The sequence below is a fragment of the Arthrobacter sp. GCM10027362 genome (assembly GCF_042679445.1).
Classification (GTDB): domain Bacteria; phylum Actinomycetota; class Actinomycetes; order Actinomycetales; family Micrococcaceae; genus Crystallibacter.
The window spans coordinates 1-8,461 of sequence record NZ_JBHTML010000168.1 but is presented as its reverse complement, the minus strand read 5'-3'; the positions used below and the strand labels follow the sequence as shown (position 1 = coordinate 8,461).

Sequence of the window (8,461 nt, the reverse complement as noted above, 5' to 3'; positions counted from 1 at the left end):
GCGGCCCCGCGGCGGCGGGGGCGGGGGACGCCTGGACGTCCAGCGGCAGGTTCAGCACCACCGTGCGCCGTTCGTTGACCGCCGTACGGTAGGCGCGCACGACGTCGTCCGCGGCGCTGGCGGCGGAGTGCACACGCTCGGCGACCGCGCCCACGCTGCGCGCGAAGCCGGACTGGTCCATGGCAAAGTTGGACCGCACCGCGGCACCGGCGGTCCCGGCGGCCAGCACCAGCAGCGGCGTACGGCTCTTGGCAGCCTCGCCGATCCCGGTGGCCGCGTTGGTCAGCCCGCAGCCCTGATGCACCGAGACGATGCCCAGCCGGCCGGACATCCGGGAGTATGCGTCCGCCATGGTCGCGGCGCCGCCCTCGTGCCGCGCGGCGGTGAAGGGCACCCCGGCCGCGCGCAGGGCGTTCGTGACCTCGAAATTGCCGCTGCCGACCACCCCGAAGGCGTGGCCCGCGCCGAGGGCGGCGAGGGTTTGCCCAACCAGGGCGGCGACGCTGCCGGGTCCGGCGGTGCTGTGGGATTCTGTCATGGTGTCCTCTGGGTTGGTCCCGCTGGCGGGAGAATGCCGGGAGAAAGTCAACGCGGATCTTTTCTATCGATCACTTGTAACGGCCGTCAATAGATGCACATAATATGACGCAGGTCACAAGCGGTCCTCCGTATCCAACGAGTAAGGCATTTGTCGAATGGCTAACACCAACCCGGCGGCGTGGAACGTCCCGCGCCGCACCACCTCCACCGTACTGTTTGCCTGCTGGCTGGCGATCCTGGCCGAGGGCTACGACGTCGGCGTGCTCGGCGCGGTCCTGCCGGCGCTGGCCGAGTACAAGGCCTGGGACCTGACCCCCCTGCAGCTCGGCGGGCTGGGCGCCTACGCCCTGGTCGGCATGCTTTTCGGTGCCCTGTTCATCGGCACGCTCAGCGACCTCGTCGGCCGCAAGAAGATGCTGCTGCTGTCGATGCTGATCTTCACCATCACCCAGCTCGGTGCCGCGCTGGCACCGACGCCGGAACTCTTCGGGCTTTTCCGCTTCCTCGGCGGCCTGGGCATGGGCGGCGTCATCCCCGTGGCGGCGGCCCTGACCATCGAGTACTCGGCACCGAAGAAGCGGTCCTTCAACTACGGCCTGATGTATTCCGGATACTCACTGGGCATTGTCGCCTCGGCGCTGGTGGCCATGGCGGTGCTGCCCGCGCTGGGCTGGCGCTGGGTCATCGGCGCCGGTGCCCTGCCGCTGCTCGTGCTGCCGGTCATCATGCTGATCCTGCCCGAGTCCCTCGAATACCTGGTGGCCAAGCGCCGGTACCGCGAGGCCGAGAAGCTGGCCGCGCGCCTGGGCATCACCGGCTTCAGCGCGCAGGCCGCCGCCCGGGTTCCGGTGCACAAGGCCCGGGAGCCCAAGGCATCGTGGATGCACGTATTGGCCGCCATGTTCTCACCCCGGTTCCTGCGCTCCACCGTATTCTTTTGGATCTCGCTGTTCTGCGGCATGGTACTTGTCTACGGCCTGAACACCTGGCTGCCGGCCATCATGCGCAAGGCCGGCTACGACCTGGGCTCCTCGCTGACCTTCCTGCTGGTCTTCAGCTTGGCCTCGGCCATCGGCGGGCTGGTCCTGGGCCGGGCGGCCGACCGCTTCGGGCAGCGGCTGATCCTGATCCTGTTCTACCTGCTCGGCGCCGGCGGCATCCTGCTGCTGATGTTCCCCAACAGCCTGGTGGTGAACCTGCTCTTCGTGGCCTTTGCCGGCGTCGGCTCGATTTCGACGTCACTGGTGCTCACGGGCTACATTGCCGACTACTATCCGGCCAACGCCCGCGCCACCGCCACCGGCTGGGCGCTGAGCTTTGCCCGCATCGGCGCCATCTCCGGCCCGCTGATCGGCGGCTGGATCGGGTCGGCGAAGCTGCCGTTCGAGTGGAACTTCATCGTCTTCGCCCTGGTGGGCGTGCTGGCGGCCGGCGGCGTGGCACTCATCCCCAGGACCCGGCCCGCGGCCGGCGCCGTCCAGGCGGCCGGGGAACACGAGCCCGCCTCGGTGCGGGCCTGAGGTTCCTTCCTCCACCGTCAACGACGCCGGCGCCTCCGGTTCCGCGGGAACGGAACCGGAGGCGCCGGCGTCGTTCCGTTCCATGAGGCGGGACGGCGCCCTGCCGGGCACGCCCTGTAACGCTGTTGTAACGGCACACGTGGGATACTCATACTGCTCCACCGTGTGATCAGACCGGCGCCAGGACCGGCCGGTGCCATCGGTGGCCTCCGGCCATCCTCCCTGCCGCTGACCCCAACGATGCCGCAACAAGTCATGGATCCAAGGTGTCACCGAGGGGCCCAAATGATGTCGGAAACAGCTTTGCAGGAACTCAGGCGCGAGGTGCGCGGGCCGGTGCTGCTGCCGGGCGAGAGCGGCTTCGAACAGGAGATCGCCGCCTACAATCTCGCCACCATCCACCGTCCTGACGTGGTGGCCGGGGTCGCAGACGCCGCGGACGTCGTCGCCGCAATGAAATGGGCGGCTGCGCACCGCGTGCCGGTGGCGGTCCAGGCAACCGGGCACGGCGCGGACACCGTCATGGAGGGCGGCCTGCTGATGGCTACCAGCCGCATGCAGGATTTCGACTTCGACCCGGAAAAGCGCGTAGCGCGCGTGGGAGCCGGGGTGAAGTGGCGCAAGGTAATTGACGCCATCGTGCCCCACGGACTGATGGGACTCAATGGCTCAACCACCGACGTCAGCGTGGTCGGTTACACCTTGGGCGGCGGCCTCCCCGTCATGGGCCGGGTCTTCGGCTTCGCCGCCGACCACGTCCGCAGCCTCGACGTCGTCACCCCGGATGGGCAGTTGCGCCGCGTGGACGCCGGGCACGAGCCGGATCTTTTCGCCCTCCTGCGCGGCGGCAAGGGCAACCTGGGCATCGTGACCTCGATGACCTTCGACCTGTTCCCGCTGCAGGACTTCTACGCCGGCGGCATCTTCTACCCCGGCTCCGATGCCGAGGAAGTGCTGACAGCCTTCGGCCGTTGGGCACTGACGGTGCCGGACAACGTGTCCACTTCCGTTGCCCTGCTCCGGCTGCCGGAGCTGGAGTTCATTCCCGAGCCGATGCGGAACCAGTTCCTGGTGCACCTTCGCTATTGCTACGTGGGTGACGCCGAGGCCGGCGCCCGGACGCTGGCACCAATGCGTGCCGTTTCCCATCCTGTGGCGGACATGGTCGGACCGATGACCTACCAGGACATCGACCAGGTCCATCTGGATCCGCCGGTTCCGCTTCCATTCCTGCATGCCGGGGAATTCCTGCGCGGGTTCGACGCCGACGTGGTCGGTGCGCTGCTGCAGCAGGCCGGGCCGGGGATCGACTGTCCGCTGCTGGAAATCGAGATCCGCCTGATGGGCGGGGCGTACGCCAAGGCCAGTGAAGTCCTCGACGCGGTCTCCGGGCGGGACGAGCCCTTCCACCTGGTGCTGGTAGGCCTGGCGGCGTCACCGGATATCGACGCGATCTCCGGTTCCATCAAGTCGATCTTCAAGGCGCTGGCTCCATACGCCTCAGGACGGACGTTCGTGAACATGCACGGCGTTCCGGGCGATGAAACGGACAGGGCCCGTGCCTGGTCCCCGGAGGTCTATACGCGCCTGGTCCAGGCCAAGTCCCGCTATGATCCGGACAACCTGCTGCGTTTCCAGCACGCGATCGGCCAGCCGGTGGTTCCGGCCTGACGGCATGGTGGCTGCCGGACACGAAGCCCGGCGTCTGGCAGCGGTGACTTTTGGGATCGTTCCCGTCCGGCCTTGCGCTGCATGCGGCCTACGTGAGGTCATTGCCGCTGGCATTCGTCGCGCCGGTGGCCGGCACCGCCGGCCAGCTTGTTGGCGAGGAGCTTCAGGCAGGCGGGCCTGCCGGCTGCCAAGGCCCGGTCCTTCTGCGCAGGTGGTTACTGCCTCGCCCCGTTATAGGTGCGGAAGGAACCGCCGGCCTCGGTGCGGGTGAAAATTTTTGCGCAGGTTGGGCTGCTTGTCCAGCCCTACTGGCCGGTTGGCATCTTTTCAGCTGGAATGCCCTGAGTGCGTTTGCGATTAGTAAGTGTGCTGATGTAACGATTAAGTTGCAACATTCGCTAGAGATTGGAGCAACATATGTCGTCGTTTCTGAAAACCAGGGCTCGCCGGTTGGCTGCAGGAGTCGCCGTAGCAGGTGTGGTGACCGCCGGGGTTGGCGGAGCCGCTTCGGCCGCTGAAACGCAGGACCCGTTCGTGGCCATCACGGCCGAGGACGTTACCATCACGCCGGCCCCGGTTGAGGAGACTGAACCGGTTGTCGATGAAGGCACCGCCGGTGAAACCCCCGCGGCAGAAGAACCGGTCGAGGAGCCGGCACCAGTCGAGGAGGAACCGGCCCCGGCCCCGGGTGACGAGACCCCGGTCGAGGAAGAGCCCGCCCCGGCCCTGGGTGACGAGACCCCGGTCGAGGAAGAGCCCGCCCCGGCCCCGGTCGAGGAGCCGACTGCCGAGTGGAAGGCCGTCAAGGCTGCAGCCGACGCTGAGTGGAAGATTGCCAAGGCTCAGGGAAAGGCCGACTGGAAGGCCATCAAGGCTGAAGGAAAGGCCGAATGGAAGGCCGCCAAGTTCGCCGAGAAGGCCGCCGGCCAGGACGAGTAATCCGGCTAGGCCCGCCAGCCAGGGGCGGCCTCCTGTCGGGGGGAGGCCGCCCCTTTGCGTGCAGTTCAGGCGGCCAGGCGTGCGCCCCGTCGCCGTCATGCCGCGCCTGACCGCGGCCGAGACCGCGTTCAAGCATACGGACGTCGCCGGGGTCTGGAGGCCTGCCCCGCGCATGGCATCGTTTCGTCGACTTCAGGTTTCAGTTGCCGGTGAAGACGTTGCCGGCCGCTTCATGGAGCGCCCTGCCCGAAGGCACCGACGGCGGCGGTACCTGGCTGGAGTACCTCGCCGACGAGGACCAAGCACTACCCCGCAGGCGTAACCGGGCACCGCGTCCCCGCGCACCGGCGGGTCCTGGCACCGGGCCCTTCGAAGATCCGCCGCATGTTCGCCGCCCGCCCCTGGAAAGACACAGCATGGGTACTGCATCAGAACCCCTTGCGCCCGGGCAGCGGCAAGCGGCCCGGGACGGCTTCGTTGCCGCCACGGCATCATTCGTCGCGGTGTTTGCCGCCGGTGCCACCGCGATTCCCCTGTATGACACCTACCGCCGCGCCGACGGCGTCACCAACGCGGAGTTTTCGCTGGTGGCCGTCGGCTACTTCGCCTGCGCGATCTTCGCCCTGCCCGTCCTCGGACGGCTCTCCGACCATGGGGCCGCAAACCCGTCTCGATCGCGGCCGTGCTCACCGCCGCCGCCGGCTGCGGGATCCTCCTGGCCGCTGCTGTTCGGACGCGGCCTGCAGGGCCTGGCCGCCGGGCTCGCCTCCAGCGCGATCGCCGCCTACGCCGTGGACACCGCACCGGCCGAACCGAAGTGGCTCACCGCCGCCGTCACCACCGCCTTGGCCACCATCGGCCTGTCCCTCGGCGTGTTCGCCTCCGGCACCGTGCTGCAGTTCGCCCCGCACCACGGGAACTCACCTTCTGCGTCTTCGGCCTCATCCTGCTCGGCTGCGCCGCCGCCCGGGTCCCGGGCGTCCTGGGCTCGCTGGGCTCGCTGGTCCCGTGCCTCGTCCTGCCCGCCGCCGCCCGCCCGTACCTGCCGGTCGCGGCCTGCATCTTCATCGCCACCTGGGCCTTCGGCGGGTACTTCCAAGCCTTCGGGCCGTCGGTCGCCGCGGACTACCTCGGCTCCCACACCCCGCTGACGGCCGCCGCGGTCTTCGCCTCCTACATGGCCCCCAGCTTCCTCGGCAGCCCGATAGCCGGACGGCTCACCCCGGCCACCGCCCAGCGGCTGGGCATGGCAGCCGTCGCGGCCGCCGGCGCACCACCCCTTGACGGACACCCCGATGCGCGTCAGGATCACCAGCGCAGACACCGCCCTGTCCGGAACGCTCGACGACACGGCAGCCGCACGCAGCTGCGCCGCCCTGCTGCCGCTGGCCGTCGAACTACGCGGCTACGCCTCCACCGAAAAGATCACCGGCCTCCCCCGGCGCCCCTCCCCCGACGGCGTTCCTGAGGTGGTCAGGCCCGGGGCCGGCGACCTCACCACCCTGACCACAACGGACCGGGCCACCGGCACCATCGAAACTGACGGGTAAAAGGGGACCGGTGCGCTGGCACTGCCCGGGATCCCGCTGCCCGGCGCCAGCAGTACGAAGGGATTATCCGTTCCCAGGCGTCCACCGGAACTGCCAGATACCACCGCCGCTTCCTGACCGGAAATCAACCCGCCGCGGGCTCAATAACTGCCTGCGGTGCCCGGGCGAACACGGGGTCCTTCCATCTTCTGGACTTGCCGGGACGCCGGTGGCAGCGGGTTGTCCCTGCCGCCAGTCCCCGGGGTGCCGCCGGCCGGTCCCACCGCCCGATGCCAAAGAATACAGTGTTTTCCCAAGCTCGCCCGGCAAGACTGTGCCGGCCGGGGCCTGGCGGCTTCCCCCCCAACCGTTGGGCCCCGGTGCTGCCGTTAGCCGGCGTCCATGCCCGGTAGCGGTGGACGGTGGCGCGGCCGGCCTCAATGATCCTGCCGATGTCGGCAAGCCCCAAGGCCCCGGGCCTGCCGCTCTACCGCCTGCACCTGATGCGGGCCGGCTACCTCTTCCCGGGCGTCGGCCAGCCGCTGCCACTCCGGCCAGGCGCACCGCAGCCGCTCCACCTCGTTTGCGTCCGGCTCCGGACCATTCTCCTCGGTTCAACGCCGCTGTTCAGTCGCCGACGCCACCGCGCCAGGAACACGCCTACCGGGTAGGCGCTCTAAACGATTCCTTTGTCCGCCAAGCGACCACAACAAGCCAAATGATCCACGCGAGGATGAGGATATAGCCGGCCAGGATTGCGAACGTGTTGGTCGCCGAGAAGCCCTCGGAACCGAGCACCCAGCCCTGCACGATGTAGGCAAGACCGGACAGCGCCATCAGGTAGCCAAGGGCTCCCGGCAGCCTCGCCGTCACAGCCACTGCGCTGCCGAGCAGGATCAAGGCGAGACCAAACATGAAGCTCTGATAGCTCCTGGCGCCCCACTCCAGCCACCGAATCGACTCGGCGCTGGCAAAGCGGGCCGCCTTCTCCGCTTCCGGCGCACCCACCCAGGCATCAACGGCCTGTTTGAGGGCAACCCCGTCCACTGCCTGCAGGATGCCGTAGAGCCCAAGCGCCACCGCCGCAAAGACGGCCCCCAGCCGTGCCACCCAGGCCGCGCCTCCAGCTCCAAGGTCCAGAGCGAAGTAGAAGACGAGAAGGCCGGCGATGACCACCGCCATGCCAGTGAACTGGCCGAGATGCACAGCGGTCCAGCCGGCGCTGCCGGCGTATTCGGCAAACACCGCCCTGTGGTTGTTGGCCGGCCCGCCGGGATGGAGCAGGCCCGCGAGCACGTAAAGGATGAAGCCCACCACAAGCAGCACTGCCGAGAGGCGAAGGGTCTTGCCGTTGATCATGGATCCTCCCTGCTCTCCGACCTTAGGGTCCGGCGCAGCCCCGAGTCCAGCGGCCCTGACGTCGCGGATTGTGGTCGGCGCGGTGTTGTTGCTCCGGACCACAGCCTCCGCCTCAGGGACGCTGTTCGCGTGGACGGCCGCAGGCACACGTCGACGGCCCGGAACACGACTGGTAACAGTTTTCCTTTGTCGATATGGCCGACGGCATGCGGGGCCATTGCAGCCGGCCTCGACGCAGGGCGGATGCTACCCGTTGCGCTGCATGGCGGCGTCCAGCGCCATGATGCGGTGGCAGTGGCTGCGCGCGAACGGCAGGTCGTGGGTGGACAGCAGCACCGCGGTTCCCCGTTCCCTGGCTCCGGCCAGGATCCGGCCGAGCAGCTCCCGGCCGTGTCCGTCCAGCGAGACGGTCGGCTCGTCCAGCACCAGCACCTTTGGTCCGCGGGTGAGCACGGTGGCCAGTGCCACCAGGCGCCGTTGCGACGCCGGCAGCTCGTACGGGTGGGCATTGGCCACGGCCGGCAGCCCGCACGCGTCCAGCGCTTCGCGAACGGCCTCCGGCTCCGGCCGCGAGCGCGGCGGCCCGAAGGACACTTCACGCAGCACGGTGCGCTCGAACAGTTGGTCCGCGGGGTTCTGGAACAGCAGGCCGGCCGCCGCGGCCAGCTTGCCTACCGGGGTGGCGGTGGCATCGAGCCCTGCCACCCGGACCGTGCCGGAGTCCGGGCGGACCAGGCCCAGGGCCATTTTGAGCAGCGTCGTCTTGCCGGTCCCGTTGGGTCCGGTCAGGGCGACGCACTCGCCGGCGCGTACGTCCAGGTCGACTCCCGCCAGCAGCTGCGGGCCGGCGGCTGCACCGTTCCCGGCACGCCGGCGGGCCCACGGGCGCTCGCGGTGCTCCGG

The 8,461-nt window shown here is 69.1% G+C and carries 8 protein-coding genes; 5 read left to right on the top strand and 3 right to left on the bottom strand.

The window, feature by feature from the left end; translation table 11 throughout:
- The coding region (locus tag ACFQ36_RS18130) for a thiamine pyrophosphate-binding protein (RefSeq protein WP_377016148.1) at window positions 1-538 on the bottom strand (538 nt) is incomplete at its 3' end.
- Window positions 539-695: 157 nt separating this feature from the next.
- Between ACFQ36_RS18130 and ACFQ36_RS18125 the strand changes: the two genes are divergently transcribed.
- From ACFQ36_RS18125 to ACFQ36_RS18105, 5 genes are all read left to right on the top strand, one after another.
- Window positions 696-2,060: an MFS transporter gene (locus tag ACFQ36_RS18125; protein ID WP_377016146.1), complete on the top strand. Its 1,365-nt coding sequence runs from the start codon at window positions 696-698 to the stop codon at window positions 2,058-2,060.
- 285 nt (window positions 2,061-2,345) lie between these two features.
- Window positions 2,346-3,731 carry an FAD-binding oxidoreductase gene (locus ACFQ36_RS18120; protein ID WP_377016144.1) on the top strand — a complete coding sequence of 462 codons (1,386 nt, stop codon included), beginning with the start codon at window positions 2,346-2,348 and terminating at the stop codon, window positions 3,729-3,731.
- A gap of 534 nt (window positions 3,732-4,265) precedes the next feature.
- Window positions 4,266-4,670, top strand: coding sequence for a hypothetical protein (locus ACFQ36_RS18115; RefSeq protein WP_377016142.1), 405 nt, complete (start codon window positions 4,266-4,268; stop codon window positions 4,668-4,670).
- Between the two features lie 416 nt (window positions 4,671-5,086).
- Window positions 5,087-5,821, top strand: a complete 735-nt coding sequence (locus ACFQ36_RS18110; RefSeq protein ID WP_377016140.1) for a hypothetical protein — start codon at window positions 5,087-5,089, stop codon at window positions 5,819-5,821.
- 144 nt (window positions 5,822-5,965) lie between these two features.
- Window positions 5,966-6,220: a cyclophilin-like fold protein gene (locus tag ACFQ36_RS18105; RefSeq protein ID WP_377016138.1), complete on the top strand. Its 255-nt coding sequence runs from the start codon at window positions 5,966-5,968 to the stop codon at window positions 6,218-6,220.
- A gap of 639 nt (window positions 6,221-6,859) precedes the next feature.
- Here ACFQ36_RS18105 and ACFQ36_RS18100 read toward each other — a convergent pair.
- Both ACFQ36_RS18100 and ACFQ36_RS18095 read right to left on the bottom strand, forming a co-directional pair.
- Window positions 6,860-7,558, bottom strand: coding sequence for a hypothetical protein (locus ACFQ36_RS18100; protein ID WP_377016136.1), 699 nt, complete (start codon window positions 7,556-7,558; stop codon window positions 6,860-6,862).
- 246 nt (window positions 7,559-7,804) lie between these two features.
- Window positions 7,805-8,461, bottom strand: a 657-nt coding sequence (locus ACFQ36_RS18095) for an energy-coupling factor ABC transporter ATP-binding protein (protein WP_377016134.1), incomplete at its 5' end; no start/stop codon positions are given.

Bases quoted from the DNA above. Each gene is read 5' to 3' on its own strand.
- ACFQ36_RS18105 (WP_377016138.1), top strand. From the start codon at position 5,966: ATGCGCGTCAGGATCACCAGCGCAGACACCGCCCTGTCCGGAACGCTC.
- ACFQ36_RS18125 (WP_377016146.1), top strand. From the start codon at position 696: ATGGCTAACACCAACCCGGCGGCGTGGAACGTCCCGCGCCGCACCACC.
- ACFQ36_RS18120 (WP_377016144.1), top strand. From the start codon at position 2,346: ATGATGTCGGAAACAGCTTTGCAGGAACTCAGGCGCGAGGTGCGCGGG.
- ACFQ36_RS18110 (WP_377016140.1), top strand. From the start codon at position 5,087: ATGGGTACTGCATCAGAACCCCTTGCGCCCGGGCAGCGGCAAGCGGCC.
- ACFQ36_RS18100 (WP_377016136.1), bottom strand. From the start codon at position 7,558: ATGATCAACGGCAAGACCCTTCGCCTCTCGGCAGTGCTGCTTGTGGTG.